Source organism: Neobacillus drentensis (genome assembly GCF_036965245.1).
GTDB classification, from domain to species: Bacteria; Bacillota; Bacilli; order Bacillales; family Cytobacillaceae; genus Neobacillus; species Neobacillus drentensis_G.
Genome location: NZ_JBALPG010000004.1, coordinates 1 through 19,994, shown reverse-complemented (window position 1 = coordinate 19,994; position 19,994 = coordinate 1). Strand labels below are relative to the sequence as shown.

The 19,994-nt window shown below is 36.4% G+C and carries 19 protein-coding genes and 1 pseudogene; 12 read left to right on the top strand and 8 right to left on the bottom strand.

Annotation, left to right across the window (positions count from 1 at the left end):
• The first annotated feature begins 148 nt into the window (after nt 1-148).
• Nucleotides 149-689: pseudogene (locus tag V7150_RS00755) on the top strand (NADPH-dependent FMN reductase).
• Between the two features lie 177 nt (nt 690-866).
• The gene (locus V7150_RS00750) at nt 867-2,228 is read left to right on the top strand and encodes an aspartate kinase (protein WP_335512643.1); all 1,362 of its coding nucleotides are present in this window, start codon (nt 867-869) and stop codon (nt 2,226-2,228) included.
• 55 nt (nt 2,229-2,283) lie between these two features.
• Here the strand turns inward: V7150_RS00750 and V7150_RS00745 are convergent, their stop codons facing one another.
• A complete protein-coding gene (locus V7150_RS00745; RefSeq protein ID WP_335512641.1) occupies nt 2,284-2,850 on the bottom strand; it encodes a hypothetical protein in 567 nt (188 codons plus the stop codon).
• Nucleotides 2,851-2,865: 15 nt separating this feature from the next.
• Nucleotides 2,866-3,432, bottom strand: coding sequence for a membrane-spanning protein (locus V7150_RS00740; RefSeq protein ID WP_335512639.1), 567 nt, complete (start codon nt 3,430-3,432; stop codon nt 2,866-2,868).
• Nucleotides 3,433-3,591: 159 nt separating this feature from the next.
• Between V7150_RS00740 and V7150_RS00735 the strand changes: the two genes are divergently transcribed.
• Nucleotides 3,592-4,209, top strand: coding sequence for a TrkA C-terminal domain-containing protein (locus V7150_RS00735; protein WP_335512637.1), 618 nt, complete (start codon nt 3,592-3,594; stop codon nt 4,207-4,209).
• Between the two features lie 59 nt (nt 4,210-4,268).
• Here V7150_RS00735 and V7150_RS00730 read toward each other — a convergent pair whose 3' ends face one another.
• Together V7150_RS00730 and V7150_RS00725 are read right to left on the bottom strand one after the other, a co-directional pair.
• Complete coding sequence (locus tag V7150_RS00730) at nt 4,269-5,825, bottom strand: ABC transporter permease/substrate-binding protein (RefSeq protein ID WP_335512635.1); 1,557 nt, start codon at nt 5,823-5,825, stop codon at nt 4,269-4,271.
• A complete protein-coding gene (locus tag V7150_RS00725; protein ID WP_335512633.1) occupies nt 5,825-6,949 on the bottom strand; it encodes an ABC transporter ATP-binding protein in 1,125 nt (374 codons plus the stop codon). The genes V7150_RS00730 and V7150_RS00725 overlap by 1 nt, the downstream gene beginning before the upstream one ends.
• 164 nt (nt 6,950-7,113) lie before the next feature.
• Between V7150_RS00725 and V7150_RS00720 the strand changes: the two genes are divergently transcribed.
• The 4 genes from V7150_RS00720 to V7150_RS00705 all read left to right on the top strand — a co-directional run bounded on the left by V7150_RS00720 (nt 7,114) and on the right by V7150_RS00705 (nt 10,466).
• Nucleotides 7,114-7,785 carry a response regulator transcription factor gene (locus tag V7150_RS00720; RefSeq protein ID WP_335512631.1) on the top strand — a complete coding sequence of 224 codons (672 nt, stop codon included), beginning with the start codon at nt 7,114-7,116 and terminating at the stop codon, nt 7,783-7,785.
• A gap of 1 nt (nt 7,786) precedes the next feature.
• Nucleotides 7,787-9,172, top strand: a complete 1,386-nt coding sequence (locus tag V7150_RS00715) for a sensor histidine kinase (RefSeq protein ID WP_335512629.1) — start codon at nt 7,787-7,789, stop codon at nt 9,170-9,172.
• 74 nt (nt 9,173-9,246) lie between these two features.
• Nucleotides 9,247-9,639 carry a hypothetical protein gene (locus tag V7150_RS00710; protein ID WP_335512628.1) on the top strand — a complete coding sequence of 131 codons (393 nt, stop codon included), beginning with the start codon at nt 9,247-9,249 and terminating at the stop codon, nt 9,637-9,639.
• Between the two features lie 146 nt (nt 9,640-9,785).
• The gene (locus V7150_RS00705) at nt 9,786-10,466 is read left to right on the top strand and encodes a M50 family metallopeptidase (RefSeq protein WP_335512626.1); all 681 of its coding nucleotides are present in this window, start codon (nt 9,786-9,788) and stop codon (nt 10,464-10,466) included.
• Between the two features lie 155 nt (nt 10,467-10,621).
• Here the strand turns inward: V7150_RS00705 and V7150_RS00700 are convergent, their stop codons facing one another.
• The gene (locus tag V7150_RS00700) at nt 10,622-11,548 is read right to left on the bottom strand and encodes an NAD(P)H-dependent flavin oxidoreductase (protein WP_335512671.1); all 927 of its coding nucleotides are present in this window, start codon (nt 11,546-11,548) and stop codon (nt 10,622-10,624) included.
• A gap of 313 nt (nt 11,549-11,861) precedes the next feature.
• Here V7150_RS00700 and V7150_RS00695 point away from each other — a divergent pair, with 313 nt between their 5' ends.
• Together V7150_RS00695 and V7150_RS00690 are read left to right on the top strand one after the other, a co-directional pair.
• Nucleotides 11,862-13,112 carry a DHH family phosphoesterase gene (locus V7150_RS00695; protein ID WP_335512624.1) on the top strand — a complete coding sequence of 417 codons (1,251 nt, stop codon included), beginning with the start codon at nt 11,862-11,864 and terminating at the stop codon, nt 13,110-13,112.
• A 366-nt stretch (nt 13,113-13,478) separates the two neighbouring features.
• On the top strand, nt 13,479-13,943 hold the full coding sequence (locus V7150_RS00690) for a GreA/GreB family elongation factor (RefSeq protein WP_335512622.1): 465 nt from the start codon (nt 13,479-13,481) through the stop codon (nt 13,941-13,943).
• Between the two features lie 98 nt (nt 13,944-14,041).
• Here V7150_RS00690 and V7150_RS00685 read toward each other — a convergent pair whose 3' ends face one another.
• The 3 genes from V7150_RS00685 to V7150_RS00675 form a co-directional block, all read right to left on the bottom strand.
• Nucleotides 14,042-14,563: a MerR family transcriptional regulator gene (locus V7150_RS00685; protein ID WP_335512620.1), complete on the bottom strand. Its 522-nt coding sequence runs from the start codon at nt 14,561-14,563 to the stop codon at nt 14,042-14,044.
• 102 nt (nt 14,564-14,665) lie between these two features.
• Complete coding sequence (locus V7150_RS00680; protein ID WP_335512618.1) at nt 14,666-15,541, bottom strand: MerR family transcriptional regulator; 876 nt, start codon at nt 15,539-15,541, stop codon at nt 14,666-14,668.
• Nucleotides 15,542-15,755: 214 nt separating this feature from the next.
• Entirely contained in the window at nt 15,756-16,544 is a 789-nt protein-coding gene (locus tag V7150_RS00675; RefSeq protein ID WP_335512616.1) for an HAD family hydrolase, read from the bottom strand.
• Nucleotides 16,545-16,758: 214 nt separating this feature from the next.
• Here V7150_RS00675 and V7150_RS00670 point away from each other — a divergent pair, with 214 nt between their 5' ends.
• The 3 genes from V7150_RS00670 to V7150_RS00660 form a co-directional block, all read left to right on the top strand.
• Nucleotides 16,759-17,493, top strand: a complete 735-nt coding sequence (locus tag V7150_RS00670; protein WP_335512614.1) for a polysaccharide deacetylase family protein — start codon at nt 16,759-16,761, stop codon at nt 17,491-17,493.
• 565 nt (nt 17,494-18,058) lie between these two features.
• Complete coding sequence (locus V7150_RS00665) at nt 18,059-18,406, top strand: hypothetical protein (RefSeq protein WP_335512612.1); 348 nt, start codon at nt 18,059-18,061, stop codon at nt 18,404-18,406.
• Nucleotides 18,407-18,549: 143 nt separating this feature from the next.
• The coding region (locus V7150_RS00660) for an aminotransferase class V-fold PLP-dependent enzyme (protein ID WP_335512610.1) at nt 18,550-19,994 on the top strand (1,445 nt) is incomplete at its 3' end.

Sequence of the window (19,994 nt, the reverse complement as noted above, 5' to 3'; positions counted from 1 at the left end):
GGCGGTAACGCCGAGGAGGCTCCCATCCCTCCCCGCGGAAAGCAAGTGCCTGGAGCGGAAATCAACGGACAAACTTTATAGTCTAAAAACAACAATCTATGCGAAAAGAGCCTAATAAAAAAACATCTAGGATAAGGAGTATTTATCAATGAAAATAGTTGCTATTGTAGGAAGTAATCGGAAGCAGTCCATTAATAAAAAACTTGTAGCCTTTATGAAGGAACGGTACAGGGAAAAAGTTGATATTGAAATCTTACCAATTGAAGACCTTCCTATGTACAACCAAGATGATGAATTATCACCGCTGGAAGTTGTTACGGAAATCAAAAAAATCGTTGCTGCCAGTGATGGAGTCTTAATTGCCACTCCAGAATACAATCATTCGATTCCTGCTTTTTTAAAAAATGCCCTTGATTGGTTTTCACGTGTGGATAAAGTCATGGTCAAGAAACCAGTAATGATTGTAGGTGCCACCCCAGGCGTTCTAGGGACTGTTCGTGCACAGGTTAATCTAAGACAAATATTAGCCTATGGGTGCTTTCACACTCCCTGGCAATGAAGTATTTATCAATGCTGTAAATGAAAAAATAGATGAAGCTGGGAAGCTAACACATGAGCCAACAATAGGATTTTTAGATACGGTAATGAATAACTTTATCGATTGGGTTGAAAAAACAAAACAATTCTAAAGGTACTACTGTAAAACAGTGGATTTCAGGATGAAATTTCACTGTTTTTTTATTTTATCCAACGGATCGTCCTTCTAAAAAGGACAAATGTACATACTGGACGGAAAAAACTCTTGAATATTTTCGAAATTGTAATAGAATTAGGATTATATTTTTTATAGAGTAGGGGATGTATAGATGAAGGTCGTAAAGTTTGGCGGATCCTCTTTAGCATCCGGAAAACAGCTTGAGAAGGTATTTCAGATAGTACTATCTGATCCTGAAAGAAAAGTTGTCGTAGTTTCAGCTCCGGGGAAGAGGTTTGCAGAGGATACCAAGGTGACAGATTTATTGATAGAATGTGCTGAACAATGTTTACAAAATCAATATCCGAAGGAAAAGCTAGAAACTGTTATCGAAAGATATTCAATAATTGCGGAGGAATGTCATCTTACTGACGGGGTAATAAAGGAAATTTATCATGACTTAGTAAAAAGGTTTGAAAGTGATAAAAGTAACCCAGATCGGTTTATTGATTTGATCAAAGCAAGCGGTGAAGATAATAATGCAAAATTGGTCGCTGCTTATTTCCGAAAGCAGGGAGTTGAGGCTACATATGTAGACCCCAAAGAGGCTGGACTTCGAGTAAGTAATGAGCCGGGAAATGCACAAACATTACCGGAATCATATGAAAGATTATTTTCATTGCGCGCACGCCAAGGGATCTTGATTTTTCCAGGATTCTTTGGCTATAGCGAAGAGGGTGAGGTGGTTACTTTTTCGCGTAGTGGTTCCGATATTACGGGTTCTATTCTAGCCAATGCGCTAAAAGCGGACCTTTATGAAAATTTTACGGATGTGGATGCTGTCTATTCAGTCAATCCTTTTATCGTAAAGAGCCCAAAGGAAATTAAGGAATTGACCTACCGTGAAATGCGTGAGCTTTCATACGCAGGATTTACCGTGTTACATGACGAAGCACTTTTACCAGCATTCAGAGGAGGGATCCCTGTCCAAATTAAAAATACCAACAACCCTGCCGCACCGGGAACAAAGATTGTGAATGAACGGGATAACACGAACGGCCCTGTGATAGGTATTGCCAGTGATCAAGGGTTTTGTAGTATTTATGTAAGCAAGTACTTAATGAATAGAGAAGTTGGCTTTGGACGTAAGCTATTAGGTATTTTAGAAGATTTTAGCCTTTCATATGAACATACTCCATCGGGAATTGACGATGTGTCCGTTATTTTAAGAGAAAACCAGTTGAATGACAAAATAGAAGCAGAAATCATTCAGCGGATTAAGACAGAATTACATGCTGATGAAGTGAAAATAGAGCATAGCCTTGCGCTAATTATGGTGGTCGGGGAAGGAATGCGCCATAATGTCGGTACAATGGCAAGAGCCTCTAAGGCATTAGCAAGGGCAAGTGTTAATATTGAAATGATCAACCAAGGCTCCTCCGAGGTCAGTATGATGTTTGGAGTAAAAGAAGTGGATGAAAAAAGAGCAGTCCAAGCGCTTTATGAGGAGTTCTTTGTTGCTGTATCAGTATAATGGGCATTTTAAAAAAGGTACGTCAACTATGGCGTACCTGATGTTTGGAAACTTCTCATAACTTAATTTTCGTTCGAATTCCAGCCCAAACGGCTATCACAAGCCCGCCGACAGTATCGGCAACTAAATCCGTCATAGTGTCTTTGTTACCGCCGCCCTGTAGGGTCATGTTAAAAAATTGGTCACAGCTAAATTCATAAATCTCCCATAGAACACCCCCAAGTGCTGCAAATGAAAGGGTAAACAGGAAAACAAACCATGGTGAGATTTCATCCCCTGCATTTCTGTGGATCATTCTTTCATATAATGCAATTCCTGAAAAAGCAAGGATGGCCCCGCTGATGAAATGCATAAAAGTGTCCCACCAGCCAAGACTATACCAGCCTAAAATCGAGCCGAGAAATTGTGAACCAACTAAGAAAATTAAATAAGAAATGACAATGGGCAAATTGAATTGAAGTTTAGTAAAAAGTGCTAATACAAGGGGAATTGCACCACAAACAACTCCGCCAATAGAAATGGTTGCCTTAAAGGATGCACCATTTTTATAGAAATAGACTGCTAAAACCGCCATAAAAATGACATATAATGCACTAAATATAATAACAAGTTTCCGATTCATTCCTGCCACCTCTCCTTATACTTTTTGTTTTCTAATCAGGGCATAAATAGCAATAATGAGACCACCGGCAACACCACAAAGTAAATCATACATTGTATCTTTATTACCTCCTCTTTGCATCGTCTTGGTAATTGTCAAATCGCCTATAAATTCATAAGCTTCCCATAAAACACTGGCAAAAACGGAAAGAGAGAGAACGAAAAGAAAAAGGATCCAAGCTGAGACATCGTTTCGGACTTTTTCAGGGATAAAATGTTTATAAAGGCTTATGCTGACAATACCAACAAATAACCCCTTATAAAAGTGAAGGGTAGAATCCCACCACTTGTAATGCAGATAGAAGCTTGAGATTGAACCTAAAAATAACGAACAAAATAAAAATAGATAATAATTGATAATAATAGGGATGTTAAAGGGATTATGTTTCATCCGTAATAACAAAAGCGGTAAAGCACTAGCAAAGATGCCGCCGAGAGCTACCTGCCATCTAGTTGAATCACCTTTAATTAGATAATAAATAAACAATGCTGCCATAAAAATAATAAACAGTACACTTAAAATAATTATAATCTTTCGTTTCATTTTTATCACCTCATGTCGAATGACTCCTTACAATTATGTCCAAAAATGGATAAATATAATGGTGTTATATGTTGCACTCGCAAACTGGTACTAAAAACGGTATAGTGGAATGGTATCAGACATTCATTTTTTATGAGAGAATCTTGGTGGAGGGTTCCAATGCAGAAGTTACAAATACCAACTTATGAGCGAATTGCTATAGATTTGGCAAATAGAATATATGATGGAAAGTTTAGAGTAGGAGAAAGGATTCATGGCAGATCGACTTTGGCCAGTGAATACAAGGTTTCCCCTGAAACTGTACGAAGAGCAATAAAGATATTAGAAGACGTGGAGATTGTTCAATCCACTAAGGGCAGTGGGATTGTAATATCTTCACGAGAGAATGCCTATAAATATATTCATCGTTTTTCCAACCTTGAGAGCATTAAGGATCTTGAAAAGCAAATGAACTCGCTTATTTCAGCAAGAGACAAGCTTGATGAAGAGCTTTTTGAAACACTTAGAAAAATCATGGACTACTCTGGAAAGCTTCGCCATACGAATCCGTTAGCACCCATTGAGGTGGAAATATTTCCTGGCTGTATGCATATTGGAAAAACCATTTCAGAAACGAAGTTCTGGCAAAATACAGGAGGAACCGTAATTGGCATGAAGCGAAAGGGGGAAATAATTATCTCACCAGGGCCATATGCATCAATTCTTGAAGGGGATGTATTGTTGATTATCGGTGATGATAAAACATATGACAGAGTTCTACACTTTTTGGAGGATTAGGATACAAAAACACCTGTTTAATTTGAAACAGGTGTTTTTGCGGTATATGATCACTTGGTTTAATCCAATAACCCTTCGTTTTCTAAAAATTCCTTTGCAACCTTTGCAGGTGACTGCTTGAGGCTGTCGACTTTATAGTTTAGCTCACGCATTTTTTCATCGGAAAGCTTACCGGATAAGGTATTAATCGCTTTTTTCAGTTCAGGATGATCTTTTAATGTTTCTTCTTTAATAATTGGGACAGCATAATATGGCGGGAAAAATTCTTTATCATCCTTTAAAACCTTCAATTGAAACGCTTCAAGTAATCCATCGGTAGAAAAAGCATCAATGACATCACTCTTATGATTGTCAATCGCAGTATACCTTAAGCCGCCATCAACAGCTTTAACATCTTTAAATTCGATATTATAGGTTTTTGAAAGTCCGATTAACCCATCTTCTCGATTAGGAAATTCGATTGTGGGACCCATTATTAAATTTCCGCTTACTTTAGCTAAATCAGAAATTGTATTTAAACCGTATTCATTGGCCGTGTCTTGTCTTACTGCCAAGGCATAGGTGTTATTAAATCCAAGTGGTTTTAATAATTCAATATTATATTTTTGCTTAAATTCCTTTTGAACATAATCATAAACTTTATCCGGGTCACTTTCCGGCGGTTGGTTTAAGATATTTACTAAACCTGTCCCCGTATACTCTACATATAAATCAATGTCTCCATTCTTAATGGCACTAAAAGCAACCTGAGTACCACCAAGATTAAGTTTTCTTTCTACTTGAATATCAGTTTTGTTTTCTATTAAATCAGCAAGCATATTCCCTAATATCATTGATTCACTAAAATTCTTTGATCCAATGACAATTTTATCGTCTGCATTGGCTGTTGAATAAACCTTGAAGGCTCCTGCAGAAATTAATATGATCGAGGTAAGACCAATCAGCCATCTTTTTACCTTTTTTCCTGACTTAGATGAAGTTTTTTGTTTGCTTGTATAGGAGAATGATGTTTCGAGTTTCCCAACGAGAAAATCAATGAGAAGAGCTAAGATACAAGCTGGAACTGCCCCAGCCAAAATCATAGAATTATCGACTGTTTGAACACCTGAGAATACGAGATAACCAAGTCCGCCTGCACCTACAAAAGCGGCGATTGTCATCAAACCAACTGCTGTAACAGCTGAAATTCTGATACCCGCCATAATCATCGGGAAGGCTAATGGGAGTTGAACCTTTCTCATTGTTTGACTCTTGGTCAGACCGATGCCTTTGGCGGCTTCCAGAATGTCTGCGTCAATATTCGTCAAGCCGGTATATGTGTTCTTCACGATTGGAAGCAGGGAATAAAGAACGACCATCACAATCGCGGGCGCACTGCCAATTCCGATGAAAGGTATTAAGAATCCAAGTAAAGCTAAGCTTGGAACGGCTTGAATAACGTTCGTTGTTCCGATAATCGGTTTTGAAAGCTTTGGTTCGTTTGAAATCAAAATGCCTAACGGGATCCCGATTACAATCGCAATGAATACAGAAATGATACTTAAATATAGATGTTCTCCTAATAAACTAAATATTTGTTGGTAATTTGATGTTAGATAATTCCAAAAATCACTCATTAAAACGCCACCTCCAAATCTATTAGTTGGCTGCTTAATGCTGATAAAATACTGCTTCGTGTTATTAATCCTGTTAGTTGTTTAGCACTGTTTACAACAGGCAGATAACCGATTTTATGCTCATTCATGATTGCTAAAACAGAGATCAAATTGGAATCCTGTGAAACTGAAAGAACATTTTGCTCCATAATCATTTCAATTGGGGTATTACGATTAAGCAGTTGAATGCTTTTTAACGTTACAAGGCCTTTAAGGACATTGTGTTTATCCGTAACCATTAAACTGTCAACTTTATTATCCTTCATAATCTCAATCGCCTGAAGAACGTTTCGCATTGCGGTAATCTTTACAGGTTGAGGAATCATAATATCTTCAGCCAGTAATAATTCAGGGTTGTTCCAAACCCTTCTTTTTCCAATAAACCCTTCGACAAAGTCATTGGCCGGATTTTTAAGAATATTTTCCGGTGTGTCGTATTGGAGAATATCACCGTCTTTTAAAATACAAATCTTGTCTGCTATTTTAATAGCTTCGTCCATGTCATGGGTGACAAAAACAATCGTCTTATTTAATTCCTTTTGCATTTGGAATAATTCATCTTGAAGTGAGCTTCTCGTAACAGGGTCAAGTGCACTGAAGGGTTCATCCATTAAAATGATATCGGAGTTCGTGGAAAAGGCTCTCGCTACCCCAACTCTTTGCTGCTGTCCGCCACTCAATTCCTTAGGAAATCGGTGTAAGTATTCCTTAGGGTCTAATCCTACCATTTCAAGCAATTCCTTTGTTTTTTTCTCGATCGAGTCTGGGTCTTCACCCTTAAGCTTTGGAATTAGCTCTAAGTTTTCTTTAATCGACATATGTGGGAACAATCCGGTGTTTTGAATAACATAACCGATATTTCTTCGCAATTCAATTGGATTCATCGTAGAGATATCTGTCCCATTAACAAAGATTTTCCCCGATGTTGGTTGAATGAGTTTATTAATCATTTTGAGTAATGTAGTTTTTCCGCAACCACTTGGTCCGATAAAAACAACTAATTGACCAGCTTCAATCTTTAATGATAAGGGATTTATGATGGTCTTTGTTCGATACTTTTTAACAACACTTTTAAATTCTATCAATGTCATTCCCCCTTAATAATTTTGTACTTCAAATAGTAACAACTTGATGATAACATATAAGTTGTCGGTTTGTCGAATAGGTTCCAAATTAGACGATGAACAATCTTTCCAAATCCATCTACTTTAAGTACAATGAAATGAGAAAATAGTAAGAAGGTGTTTGAATGAAAACAATTTTAATCGCCGATGATGATGATTATATCCGCAGTTTAGTGAAAGATATATTGATGAGAGAAGGCTATAAGGTTCTTGTAGCTGAAAATGGGGCGGCAGCACTTGAGACATTAAATACGGAGCTTTGTGATTTAGCGGTTGTGGATATCATGATGCCTGTCATGGATGGCTATGAGTTAACATCAGAAATTCGCAAAATATATGATCTGCCGATTATTTTATTAACGGCTAAAAGCCAGATAGAAGATAAAGAAAAGGGATTCGAATCAGGGACGGATGACTATTTAATAAAACCTTTTGAACCAAAAGAATTAATTTTTCGCGTTAATGCACTATTAAGGAGATATGGTAATGCCAGTGAAACCAATATTAATTTAGGATCCTTATACATAAACAAAAAAGGATATGAGGTAAAAATTAACAACAAAACCTTCATGTTACCCTTAAAAGAATTTGAACTTTTAACCTTTCTGGCGACACATCCAAACCAGGTTTTTAGTCGTGGTCACCTCATTGAGAAAATATGGGGCCTTGATTTTGAAGGTGATGAAAGAACGGTGGATGTTCATATTAAACGATTGCGCGAACGATTTGCAAGCATTGAAAAGGATTTTTCCATCAAAACAATTAGAGGGGTAGGCTATTCCCTGGAGGTTCTTTAAAATGAAAATGAAGTCTTTATATAGTAAATTTGCTTTCATCACGATTATGATCATGATTGTCAGTGGAATTATTTCATTTTTGCTTTCCAACGCCTACTACCAGGTCAAATTGAAACAGCAAAATGACGAAAAAATCACCCATTTTGCTTTTGAAATAGCAGACTTTGCAAGTGAGCATCCATTGATAAGCTTAGAGGACTATTTTGATCATATTGGTGCGATTGGTTACCAAATTCTTTTGATTAATCCAGATGGTGATAAGCAATATTTTGGTTCACCCTTCAGAAAGAAGGAATTGCCCAAAGAAATTACAGAAAAAGTATTACACGGTGAGGTATTTCACGGGGTAAGTCAATTTCCTCATAAAACGTTTGTAACGGGTTTTTTTGCCAACGAATTAAAAAATTCAGTCGGTGTTCCTTTAGAATACAATAATAAAAAATATGCCATATTTATCAGACCTGATATTAAGCTAATGTTTAATGAGATGCACATTCTTTTCGGCTGGCTATTAGTCATTTCTATTTTGTTAAGCATTCTATTCGTTCTAATTAGTACAAAATATTTAGTCAAACCTATAAGAAATCTTAAAAAAGCAACGAAAGAAATCGCTGAAGGCAATTTTTCAATCAAGCTGGATATTGACCGAAAAGATGAACTCGGTCATTTAGCGATCAGCTTTACGAGGATGGCGGAAAAATTAGCAAAAGTAGATATGCTTAGAAAAGAATTAATCTCTAATATCTCCCATGATATTCAATCACCATTAACCAATATTAAGGGGTATTTGAATTTACTTGAGAGCAGCGACAAAAGTGAGGAAGAAAAGCAACAATATATCCGTGTTGTTCACTCAGAAGTAAACCGGTTATCCAACATGGCCAAAGAGCTATTACTCCTATCATCTATAGAAAGTAAAAAGGATATGATGGATATAAGTACAGTAGATGTGGCGGGGCAGTTAAAAAGCGTCATACATCAATACCAATGGAGGATCCTTGATAAAGGAATTATGATGAGTTATTCTCTCCCGGATGCTTCAGTTAAAGGGGATGCTTCTTTGTTATATTCTGTTTGGGAAAACCTATTGACGAATGCCATTAAATATAACTGTGAGAACGGAACGATTGATATTGAATTGACAGATTCAGAATCACAAATTGAAGTGGCTGTAAAGGATACGGGAATTGGCATTGATACAAACGAAATGGTAAGGATTTTTGACCGCTTTTATCGGGCGGATACGTCAAGAGCACGATCTGTGGAAGGAACGGGACTAGGTTTATCCATCGCTCAGTCCATTGTTGATATGCATCATGGGGTAATTAATGTAACAAGTCAAAAAGGAAAAGGTACAATTTTTACGGTGATCCTTCCGAAAATGTAAAGTAGTGTTCATCTTCCGTTCATATTCGTAAAGTAATCTAATTACTAAATGAACAAGGATGGTGAATGACATATATGAATAAATATAGTAACCTTTTATTAAAAGTAGCAGCAGTCTTTGGTTTAATTGGGGCAGTACTTGGAGGACATATGGCTGGCTCAGGATCTTATGCTGTTCGCCCCATTCACGCTCATATATTAGTGGTTGGCTGGCTGACATTATTTGCATGGGCCGTTTATTATCGAGTGTTTCAACCAAAAAATCGAATTTTAGCTGGCCTTCATGTATATTCAGCCGTCATCGGAGCTGTAGGATTAACAGGGGGCATGGCATTATATAATTTTAGACCTGGATTTCTTCCGGCTGCAGTTGAGACTGTGTTTTATATTGCCGGCGGCGCAATTCTTTTATTAAGTTTTGTATTTTTCTGCCTCCTTACGTTTACCCATGGGAAAAAAGAGGATTAAAACATAGGTTATAGGTATAAAGCTAGCATTCCATGAGATTGCTAGCTTCTTTGATTTTTATAGAAAAGGGAAAATTCACAATATTTCTAACAAAAAATGTTAAAATAGAATTACAAATAAGTTTTTGAAAAAGAGGAGAGTCTATTTTGAGCTTTGTTCGGTACAATATCAGTGCTAAGTTTTTCCTTTTCCTCATATTAGCTATATTGTTAATTCATGTGCCAATCCTCGGGAATTATGTAAAAGTAATTAATACACTAATCCACGAATCCGGTCATGCCTTGATTGCACTTTTGGGTGGCAATGTTGAAAGAATATCTTTATTTATGAATTCTGAAGGGGCAACATTCAGTAATCAGTCAACATGGATTGGCAGCTTTTTCACAAGTCTTGCCGGCTATACCTTTGCCTCTTTTATGGCTTTTCTTTCTTTCTTATTGATCAGGAAGAAAAAGGAAACGCTTTTAATTGATATTTTGCTAGGTTTTATTTTCCTAAATCTGATATTTTGGGTTCGCAACCCATACGGGATATTTTGGCTCTGTTCATTTGCGGTTTCTTTTCTTATCCTCCTCATAAAAGGAAGTCAATGTTTGAGGGATCGTTTATTACTTTTAATTGCGGCAATCCTGTTAGTGGATTCGGTTAAAAGTGCTTTTGAAATCTGTTATTTAAGTGTTTTACAGCCACAAGCAGCGGGAGATGCTGCTAATCTTGCCCAGTTAACAATAATTCCAGCACCAATTTGGGGAATTTTCTTCTTCTTGCAAGCACTGTTGTTTTGTTTCTTTGGATTAAGAAGAGGGTATTATAAACTAAGGGATTAATAGAATTATTTAGATTCCGGTCCAAAGCAACGGTCACCGATTCAAACCCAGATTACAAATTTTCTATAGTTAAAATAAGACTGCCCTCATGACCCATTCATGAGGACAGAATTCATAGTTCTCTATTTTTGAACAAAGGAGGAATTAATAGGACTTTACTTCATCGCCTGTTCATACTCCTCTGTAAGGGTGTCGATGATTTTTTGGACAGGGAGTATTTCTTTGATTTCATCTACCCTTGCACCGGCAAAAACCAAACCATTTTCAACATCGCCATTTACAGATGTTAGTAAAGAATCAAGTGTACAAAAACGGTAAGAACAATTTTTTAAACAATCATGACATTTGGCTATTTTCAATTTGTCTTGACCGCTTATCAAATTTGTAAAATTATTTTTAATCGCTCTTCCATGTAAGCCTACGGTGGTTTTAACTAAAATTAAATCTTCACGATCGGCATTGACATATTTTTGTTTAAATGCTAAAGGTGCATCACATTCATCACTTGCAACAAATCGAGTCCCCATTTGTACGCCAGAGGCCCCCAATGCAAGTGCTTTTGCAATATCGCCCCCTGTCATGATCCCTCCAGCTGCAATAACTGGGATGGATACCGCATCTACTACCTCTAGAAGGATATCGAACATCGGTCGATCAGTACCAAGATGACCTCCCGCTTCAAATCCTTCAACCACAACCGCAGATGCACCAAGCCGTTCCGAAATCCTGGCTAATTTAGCCGATGATACGATTGAGATGACAGGAATTCCTGCTTGTTTCCCCCATGAATACATGTCCCGCGATATTCCAGCACCAGATATGATAAAATCAACCTTTTCTTCTAAGGCTGCTTTCATTTTTTCAGCAAAGTCATTCATTGCGAATAGAACATTTACACCAATATATCCTACATTTTTGATACGTTCCTTAGCCTGTCTAATATGAGACCGCATTTCGTCAACTGAAATACCAGTTCCAGAAATAATACCAATCCCACCAGCATTTGCGACTGCTGAAGCTAGCTTGCTAAGAGAAATACCGACACCCATCCCGCCTTGCATAATCGGAACCTTAGGTATCATATGTCCTATTTTAAGTTGTGGAAAGTTCAATTTATAACCCCTTTTCTATTGATGTTATTAGGACCTTCTCATGCATTTTACCATTTAGACAAATGTTTGTATGTGATATTTGTTACCAGGTCATAAGTGCAGGTTTCATTAGTTAGTATAATTTCAAGTCGAAAAAGTCGATTTAATCTTTTATTTAGTTTATATTTAGCGAATAGAAACTAAATGAACTAATTTATACTGGGTTTGCTCTCTAAATCTGTATAAGAATATTTTTCAAAACCAAACTATACGTTATGGAAAGAAGATTGGATGGTGTCAAGGTATGGTAAAACTTTTTACAGATATGGATTTAGACGGTCTTGGCTGCGGATTGCTTGCCAAAATGGCATTCGGGGATAAGGCCAATGTATTCTATTGTTCATATCGAAATTTAAATCAACGAGTTGAAGCATTTATTAAAAATCCAGCTAACAATCAGGAGGAAATCTATATTACTGATTTAGCAGTTAATGAGTTGGTCGAGAAAAAACTCCAAGAGCGGTATAAGCAAGGAAGACATGTTCAAATGATTGATCATCATGTAACGGCTATGCATTTTAACGAATACAAGTGGGGAAGGGTAAAACCAGAGTTAGATAATGGTAAAAAGACTTGTGCCACCTCTTTATTTTATGATTACCTAATTGAGGAAGGAAAAATGAAACGAAATAATGCACTTGAGGAATTCATTGATTTGGTTCGTCAATATGATACGTGGGAATGGGATGAAAATAATAATGTAACAGCCAAGCGATTAAATGATTTGTTTTACATAATGAACAGAGAACAGTTTGAAGAGGAAATGCTAAAGCGGTTAACAGAAAATACCGATTCGTTTATGTTAACTGAGAAAGAGAATATGATACTGGATATAGAAGATAAAAAAATTAGTAGATATATTCATTCAAAGAGCAGACAGATGGTGCAAACCTTTGTGGATCATTATTGTGTAGGGGTTGTTCACGCAGAACAGTATTTATCGGAGCTGGGTAATGCATTAAATAATCTCTATCCCTATTTGGATATGATTGTTCTTTTGAATTTAAGCGGAAAAAAAATGGGGTTTCGAACAATTCATGATGAAGTGAATGTAGCCGAATTTGCGCAGAAGTATGGGGGCGGGGGACATCCGAAAGCTTCCGGAGCTGAATTAACAAGGGAAGGATTTGTAACATTTATTATGGAAGTTTTCGATTTAACCCCGCTTAAACCGGATGCAGATCGGAATGAATTTAATGTAAAGGAAAATGCCTTTGGAACGAGCTATCAAAACCATATAGGTGAATGTTCATTTATATTGCCGGCAAGCAACGGGGCATATGAGATTTTCCATAAAGGAGAGAAAATCGAACAACAATTTCCAACATTCTCGGAGGCAGAACGCTTTCTAAAAAGAAATTATTCTTCTTGGCTTCGTCACGACCAAGAATACTTGCAAAAGCTTTCAACCACATTAAGAATTTCAATAGAGGAATTAAAAGAAAATTATGATGAGATAATCAGTAACCATATGGTCGATATTATAAACGTATAAAAGAGCCTATCATCCTTACTTTTTTAATTTGTTTAATCCTAGGCAGCTACTTTATAAAAAAATATTACAAGCCATTGATTGAGCATTAAGGAATAAATTCGCCTGAATTTATTCCTTAAGCTTTTGTAATTCCAGATTGGCGACTTTTCTGTCTCAATATGGTAATATTATACTAAGATCTTCCATCCATTAAGAAAAGGATTCTTTTCCTTTTACAAAGGAATTATGTCTGCGTCCTCTGAGACTGCAAACCATTTTTTCTTAATGGAGTATGGAAGGTTTCATTTTTTATTTAGGAGGAGTTTGTGATGAATCAATTAATGAAGTTTTGCAGGAAGTTTGACCCTAGCTTGGAGGTAACTTACTATGAACCATAGTAACCTTTCAGGAGAATTTTATTTGCAGCAATTAGTTTACATTGATGAAAATATTAAAGATTTAACAAATCTTTATTTATCTTCAACGCCAATCCAAGAAAGAATAAAACACTTTTTTAACTTGTATGTCTTAGAGGTAGAAGAGTTATTGTCAAAAAACAGCAGAAAAGGTTTCATTTCAAAATTTCCAAAAGTCCTTATCGGTACAAAAGTAACGGTACTCTACGACGAGGACGATGAAACAGAAGACTTTGTGATCTGTCTTCCAGACCAATCGGACCCGGATAGAGGCTTCATATCCTTTTTATCACCGGTCGGCAGACAGCTGCTTCTAAGGAAACTCGGTGAACAGCTTTCGCTTAAAATTCCTACAGGGGATCTCCAATTAACTATCAAAGAAATTTCATTTGTTGGGGATCCATTTGACATGGAAGAACAATATAAAGAAGCTTAATTGTCTATTTTACTGAAAGCGTTTTTAATTGAACAATTAAGATGACCGACTGTAAAATTACGGTCGGTCATTATTTTGGTTTCCAACGGTAATGAAAGTCAAAAACCAAATATAGAACTTACGAATCTCTTCTTTTTCTTTTTATCCTTGCTTTGATCAAATACGATTGGTTTTTCAATTTGTACTGGTAAGGTCAGATTGTTTAACTGGTTTTGAAGTAGATTGACATGTTGCGTTAAATCTTTTACATGATCTTGAAGCTCTTCAATTTCACGGCGGTGTTGCAGGAGTTGATACGAAGCAACTGAATCTGCTTTGGCATTCAAACTAATTTCTAATTCACTTATTTTTGTGGATAGTTTTTCAATTGCTTTTTCATTATCATTTGCTTTAACAGAACCTTTTCGTACCCTTTTTTGCTCATTTACTGAGGTAATTTCATGCAGTAGTGTTCCTTTTTGAAGCTGTTCATGAATTTCTTTTAAAAGATTAATGTCATCACTGCAAAAATAATAATGCCCACGCTCATTTTTTTCCATTGGAAGCCCGAGCTGCTTCACCCAGCGCTGAATCGTACTAGCAGATACTCCTAACAATTTTGCTACTTCACTTGTATTCATATCGAATCCTCCTAATGATAAAATTACCTTAAACCATGAGTGACGATCTATTACGTAGTAATCACAAGAAGCAAAGTAGCTTTAATCACTGAAACTTCCTAATTAAGACCAAAATTTCCACCATTTCTTTTCCTTTGCCGCTGCTACATCCCGAAAACTGGTTAGCATTTGTTGGAATACTAATTCTCTTTGTGTAACCTCGTGACGGTATTGATTACGTTCTTCCACAAGGAATTCACGATCTTTTGTTAACGTTTCTGATAGACTGGAAATTTCATTATTTGTTACATCTACAGAATTTGATAACTCTTCAGAGATCTTGGATAGTTGCCTAGAGAGTGAAAAGATCTCTTCAGAGGTCTCTAGAGAAAGGTTCGTAATATTTTTGGCAAGGTACTTCAAGGAGTCAGTTGTGACTTCTGAAGCTTTTTCAAATGTCTTTGATAAATCTTCGATCTCTGCTTTTGTGTTCTCTGTTGATTTATAAATTGAGTCTGAAATTGATTTCACAGTATAATAAGTGCCTTTTGTTATTTCTTTTTTCACTTCTTCTAAAACTTCTTTACGAACGACACTACGGATTTCATCCTTAACCTCATTTAAAAACGTTTTCTTATAGGTTTCCATAGCCTCGAAAAATAGCTCTGTATCTTTAAAGGTGCTTTGTTCAACAGGAATTGGTGTAATCGTTTCTTCAGAGATGATTTTTAATGAGACTTCGGGTATAGGGAGAATTTCTTCAATTTCAAGCTCAGGCCTTTTTTGCATCCATTGCCGAATCATTTCCTTTGTTTCATTTTTTTCGGCTAAATATTTAATTTCTAACAAAAGGTCAATCTCCAAATCAGTAAAAAGTCTTGCACCTTGTTTTGAGCGGGGAATATCAAGAAAATCAACAAAATCTTTTTCCCACTGGCGTACCATTCCTGGTGCAACATTTATTTTTTTAGAAACTTCTTTTAAGGTATAGGTCTTCAATTACCATCATTCCTTTCTATGGTCTCTAGGAAATAATTTTTCTTTGAATAGTTATTCACCATTCGGTATCTGTTTTTCCTGCTGCTTGACAAAAGCTATCAAAACAAGACTGAAATCACGAAATAACAACATATTCTTGCAAAAATAGTGTTCTTCACAAAAAAAAGTGCAGTGGAATTAATTCTGCACTTAAAAAAACCATATCTTTCTTGTCTCATTCGACTAAACCAAGCATTTTCAAACCATTATAGATTCCAGAATCCGTAACTTCAGTTGTTTTATACTTGACATATTGGAAAATATCAGGATGCCCGTTCCCCATGGCAAAACTCTCGCCAGCAATTTGCAGCATTTCTTTATCATTCATCCCATCGCCAAAGGCAATTGAGCTTTCTCTAGGAATGCCAAGACGTTTGAAAACCATTTGAATCCCATAACCTTTATTTACTTTATCCCTGATTACATCATAGCAATGACGCATTCCGTCGACATTGACTTGGGATAAATGGATGCTATCCTCTTTTTCGTACAGCGCTACGTCATCTTTTTTCAAATTAACTAAAGTCATCCCGAGGACATCGTTATTGAATGATGGAGAATAAGATTCATTTTTATATAAGTGGAACATTTTAATAAATTCACACATTACAGGGGAATCAATATTTGTAAAGACGTTCTTATTATTGGTATAAAGGACGACGTCATGGTGGTGCTCGGACGCGATCTTCATGAAATGTTCAACCAGCATAGGATCCATTGGTTCTTGAAAAATGTCTTCCCCTTGGTATATAGCGTATGCTCCGTTATAGCCAATAAATGATCGAATGTTCAATTCCTTTGCTAATTCATCAATTTCATGGAGTGGTCTTCCAGTTGCTAAGAAGACCTCCAATCCATTTGCCTGAACCTGAGAAATAGCCGCTTCTGTTGATTCCTCAATCGTATCATCAGGTGTCAATAAGGTTCCGTCAATATCTAAAAATAATACTTTGTAATCAATCATTGTGTAGCTCCTTCTTCAATAGATATGAATAGTTTACCACTTTGATAAAAATGAAGTCATCTAAAACTCTTATAAAGTACATTTTACATAGGTAAAAAAGTAAAAAATCACTGCCTAAACAAAGTTGTTAAATTCACTGATGGTGGTAATAGAAAAAAGTAATAGAGGGACAATAATAGGAACGACCCTATAATGAAAACAAGCGAGGAATTTTATGAAAAGGATATCATTAATAATCCTAGGTGTTCTACTATTAGGACTTCCAGAAAAAGCAGCAGCAGTGCAAAAAATTCCAATCTTAATTTATCACTCTATTGCAGAATATAATGGACATGGTTCCAAGGAGTTATATGTATCGCCAGAAAATTTTGAGAAACAAATGAGTTATTTAAGAGACCAAGGTTATACATTATTAACGTTTGAACGTTGGCGGGATAGTTTGAAAGTAAAAAAACCGATTTTTATTACCTTTGATGATGGCTACAAAAATAATCTTAACGCTTTTGCCATTTTTCAAAAGCTTTCAACAATGCAATTTAAGCCAACAGGAACCATATTTGTCATATCGGACTTTATAGGCCGTTCAAATCGTCTTTCGATTTCGGATTTAAAACGGATGTCAGACTCTGGTTTAATCTCGATTCAATCACATACGGCGACACATCCGGATTTAACGAAAGTGGAAGATCTAAAATACGAACTAAAAGTATCCAAAGAAAAAATACAGCAAATAACAGGCAAACCGGTAATTGCACTTGCCTATCCATATGGAAACACGAATGAGCAAGTGGTGGCGGAAACGAAGAAGTATTATTTGTTCGGCCTTACAACTACTCCAGGACCTTATTCACAAACTGGTATAAAAAATGAGCTATATTTGCTCCCTCGAACCTATATTAAATATTCAACAACCATTGAGGAGTTTGCAAAAATAGTGAAGATAGAATAATGGATGACGGCTACCTGTCCAAGTAAAGGGTTCCGTTTTCGAGTGCATAAGTATAAAATGACACATAAAATAGTGTGAGAAGTGACTCACGCTATTTTTCTTTTAAACATCCTGCATATCTGTCCCAATAAGCCTCGGATTCGGACAAGACAAGGCAACTTCCTGCTAATCCTGTCCGAATAAGCCTTAAATTCGGTGGATCAACAAGCAAATCCACATAATGACCAGTTGCCATTTTCGTTTTTTCTTATTGCAGATCGGATGCTTTAGTTGAAATAAGGAGAAACCTTAATTTGATTGTCATATAGTCCATATGATTTTTAAAATTGGCGTGGTATGACTGAAAGCAATTTTACACGCTATTTTCTATGTCATTTAACTGTTTTACACTTATAAACGGAACTCTTTACTGTCCAAGGAAATCGTTTTTTTCGAGTATAATCATTCGTTATATAAATATTTCAGTTCGATGATAAAAATCTGTAAACTGGGCGCAACCTCCATGTAATTTAACATCGCTATAATAGTGTAAATAAGATCTTGACTCTAGTAGGGCGGTGTTTTTATGGAAGAAACAAAAGTAAAATCGTATTTACAGAAATCATTAGATGAGTGGAAGGAGGATATTTCATTAGTTTTGGCTGAAATTGCTAAAGAATACGATGAAGTAGCACAGGAATTAAAAGTGTACTCCTATAAATATGGAATTACAAAGCAGGTGATTCAATCGACTGTAAACGAGGAGATTATTGAAAAAATTCGTGAAATGTACCATAAACCATTTGAAGAAACCTATAACCAACTTAAGGAATACATAAAAGATCTCGAGGAAAAAAGAAGAGTTTTTCAAATGTTTATTCAAAAGATTGAAGAAGTGACAAAAAAAGAATCGGCTCGGATTACCACTTACTAGGAATTATTTACTATTGAAATATGTAAAAGATACCCAATCGTTTTTCAGCGATTGGGTTATTTTTTTAATAACAACAGATGAAACAGCACTATTATATCCTGCATATATTGATTAACAGAACTAAACTCTAAGGTGTGAAACAAATGATCACTGCCACTATTGGAAATAAGACTTTTCGAATCCCTGATAACCTCGAGGAATATTTTCAAACATTTCGCTCACATGTGATTGGGATGAATCAAGAATTTGATTCTCCCTTTGGGAAGAAAAAAATTATCTATGCGGACTGGACGGCAAGCGGGCGGTTATATAGGCCCATTGAACAAAAAATATCTGAGGTTTTCGGGCCATTTATGGCCAATACACATACAGAATCAAATATTACAAGTTTAATGATGACGGGAATATACAAACAATCGAAGACCATTATTAAGGAACATGTTAATGCGGATCAGTATGATGCCGTGATCCTAGATGGCTTTGGGATGACGTCTATAATAAATAAACTGCAGCGAATGCTCGGAATCCGAGTACCTGAACAATGGAAAGGAAGTCTTCAACTTTCTGAACAGGACCGACCGGTAATTTTTTTAACACATATGGAACATCATTCGAATCAAACATCCTGGCTCGAGACGCTTGGAGATGTCGTAATCATAAATCCTGATAAGGATGGTAAGGTGGATATTCTTCATCTTGAACAGCTGCTTTATTTTTATAAGGACCGCCGTTTGAAAATTGGATCCTTCACAGCATGTTCAAATGTAACCGGGATTCAAACTCCCATTCATCAACTCGCTAGACTCATGCATCAACACGGAGGATTCTGTTTTGTTGATTTTGCTGCATCAGCTCCATATGTAAAAATTAACATGCATCCGGAAGATCCACTAGAAAAACTAGATGCGGTCTTTTTCTCACCACATAAGTTTTTAGGGGGCCCGGGAACCAGTGGAGTATTAGTCTTTGATTCAAGACTATATTCGAACAAGATTCCTGACCATCCAGGTGGCGGGACAGTAACCTGGACAAATCCTTGGGGCGAGCACCAATATTTTGCAGACATTGAGCTGCGAGAAGATGGAGGGACACCAGGAATTCTACAAGCCATTCGCACTGCCCTTTGCATAAATTTGAAAAACCAAATGGGTGTTGAAAATATAATGAAAAGAGAGAAAGAACAGCTTAAACTGTTACTCTCAAACTTAGAGGATATTTCCGATGTTCATATATTAAATGGGCATATAAAGGACCGTCTTGGGATTGTTTCGTTTTATACCGACTTCATTCATTATAATTTAATCGTTCGTTTACTAAATGACCGATATGGGATTCAAGTCAGAGGGGGGTGTTCCTGCGCGGGAACGTATGGCCATTATCTTTTCCAAATTGATAAAGAAGCCTCCAAAAAAATTACAGAAAAAATTAACCATGGAGATATGTCCGATAAACCGGGATGGGTACGCTTCTCGGTGCACCCAATTATGACAAATGAGGAAATCCTTTTGTTTGTAAGAGCAGTGAAAGACATAATTAATAACATAGAAGATTGGAAAAAAGATTACGTATATGATGCTACGAGTAATGA

Excerpts from the sequence above, each read along its gene's own strand:
- V7150_RS00750 (WP_335512643.1), top strand. The coding sequence starts at position 867 with ATGAAGGTCGTAAAGTTTGGCGGATCCTCTTTAGCATCCGGAAAACAG.
- V7150_RS00745 (WP_335512641.1), bottom strand. The coding sequence starts at position 2,850 with ATGAATCGGAAACTTGTTATTATATTTAGTGCATTATATGTCATTTTT.
- V7150_RS00740 (WP_335512639.1), bottom strand. The coding sequence starts at position 3,432 with ATGAAACGAAAGATTATAATTATTTTAAGTGTACTGTTTATTATTTTT.
- V7150_RS00735 (WP_335512637.1), top strand. The coding sequence starts at position 3,592 with ATGCAGAAGTTACAAATACCAACTTATGAGCGAATTGCTATAGATTTG.
- V7150_RS00730 (WP_335512635.1), bottom strand. The coding sequence starts at position 5,825 with ATGAGTGATTTTTGGAATTATCTAACATCAAATTACCAACAAATATTT.
- V7150_RS00720 (WP_335512631.1), top strand. The coding sequence starts at position 7,114 with ATGAAAACAATTTTAATCGCCGATGATGATGATTATATCCGCAGTTTA.
- V7150_RS00715 (WP_335512629.1), top strand. The coding sequence starts at position 7,787 with ATGAAAATGAAGTCTTTATATAGTAAATTTGCTTTCATCACGATTATG.
- V7150_RS00710 (WP_335512628.1), top strand. The coding sequence starts at position 9,247 with ATGAATAAATATAGTAACCTTTTATTAAAAGTAGCAGCAGTCTTTGGT.
- V7150_RS00700 (WP_335512671.1), bottom strand. The coding sequence starts at position 11,548 with ATGATACCTAAGGTTCCGATTATGCAAGGCGGGATGGGTGTCGGTATT.
- V7150_RS00695 (WP_335512624.1), top strand. The coding sequence starts at position 11,862 with ATGGTAAAACTTTTTACAGATATGGATTTAGACGGTCTTGGCTGCGGA.
- V7150_RS00690 (WP_335512622.1), top strand. The coding sequence starts at position 13,479 with ATGAACCATAGTAACCTTTCAGGAGAATTTTATTTGCAGCAATTAGTT.
- V7150_RS00685 (WP_335512620.1), bottom strand. The coding sequence starts at position 14,563 with ATGAATACAAGTGAAGTAGCAAAATTGTTAGGAGTATCTGCTAGTACG.
- V7150_RS00675 (WP_335512616.1), bottom strand. The coding sequence starts at position 16,544 with ATGATTGATTACAAAGTATTATTTTTAGATATTGACGGAACCTTATTG.
- V7150_RS00670 (WP_335512614.1), top strand. The coding sequence starts at position 16,759 with ATGAAAAGGATATCATTAATAATCCTAGGTGTTCTACTATTAGGACTT.
- V7150_RS00665 (WP_335512612.1), top strand. The coding sequence starts at position 18,059 with ATGGAAGAAACAAAAGTAAAATCGTATTTACAGAAATCATTAGATGAG.